General features: G+C 59.0%; 1 protein-coding gene. It reads right to left on the reverse strand.

The window, feature by feature from the left end; all coding sequences use genetic code 11:
• Nucleotides 1–122: 122 nt before the first annotated feature.
• The coding region (gene tuf, locus ABWV79_RS22275) for an elongation factor Tu (RefSeq protein ID WP_170356932.1) at nt 123–1,298 on the reverse strand (1,176 nt) is incomplete at its 5' end.

The raw sequence follows: 1,298 nt of genomic DNA on the forward strand, positions 1-1,298 counted from the left end.
GCCTCGCCAAAAACGAAAAAGGCCGCCCCTTTTGGGACGGCCTTCTTTAATTCACCCGAGTTGCTCTCGGCAGATTTTCCCCTGGAAAATCGCCTGCCGCAACCAGGCGCGGCAAGCGCGCCTTACTCAGTGATTTTCGACACAACGCCGGCGCCGACGGTGCGGCCGCCTTCGCGGATCGCGAAGCGCAGGCCCTGCTCCATCGCGATCGGCGCGATCAGCTCAACGCCGAACGATACGTTGTCGCCAGGCATGACCATCTCGGTGCCTTCCGCCAGGGTCACGGTTCCGGTCACGTCAGTTGTACGGAAGTAGAACTGAGGACGGTAGTTCGCGAAGAACGGAGTGTGACGACCGCCTTCTTCCTTGGTCAGGATGTAAGCTTCGGCTTCGAACTTGGTGTGCGGTGTAACCGAACCCGGCTTACACAGAACCTGGCCACGCTCAACGCCGTCACGGTCAACACCACGCAGCAGCGCGCCGATGTTGTCGCCCGCTTCACCGCGGTCCAGCAGCTTGCGGAACATTTCAACGCCGGTGCAGGTGGTTTTCGAAGTGTCGCGGATGCCGACGATTTCAATCTCGTCGCCAACGTTGATCACGCCACGCTCAACACGACCGGTCACAACGGTACCACGGCCCGAGATCGAGAACACGTCTTCGATCGGCATCAGGAACGGCTGGTCAACAGCACGCTCGGGGGTGTCGATGTACTCATCAACAGCCGCCATCAGTTCCTTGATTTTCTCTTCGCCGATTTCCGGGTTGTTGCCTTCCATCGCGGCCAGAGCCGAACCTGCAACGATCGGAATATCGTCGCCGGGGTATTCGTACGAAGACAGCAGCTCGCGGATTTCCATTTCCACCAGTTCCAGCAGCTCTTCGTCGTCAACCTGGTCAACTTTGTTCATGAACACGACCATCTTCGGGATGCCAACCTGGCGGCCCAGCAGGATGTGCTCGCGGGTCTGAGGCATCGGGCCGTCAGCGGCGTTCACAACCAGGATCGCGCCGTCCATCTGGGCAGCACCGGTGATCATGTTCTTGACGTAGTCGGCGTGGCCGGGGCAGTCAACGTGCGCATAGTGGCGGTTCTCGGTCTCGTATTCCACGTGGGCGGTCGAGATGGTGATGCCGCGCGCTTTCTCTTCCGGCGCACCGTCAATCTGGTCATACGCTTTGAAGTCACCGAAATACTTGGTGATCGCTGCGGTCAGCGTGGTTTTACCATGGTCAACGTGGCCAATCGTGCCGATGTTGACGTGCGGTTTTGTACGCTCAAACTTTTCCTTTGCCAT

The organism is Ruegeria sp. HU-ET01832, from assembly GCF_040371315.1.
Lineage (GTDB): Bacteria > Pseudomonadota > Alphaproteobacteria > Rhodobacterales > Rhodobacteraceae > Ruegeria > Ruegeria lacuscaerulensis_A.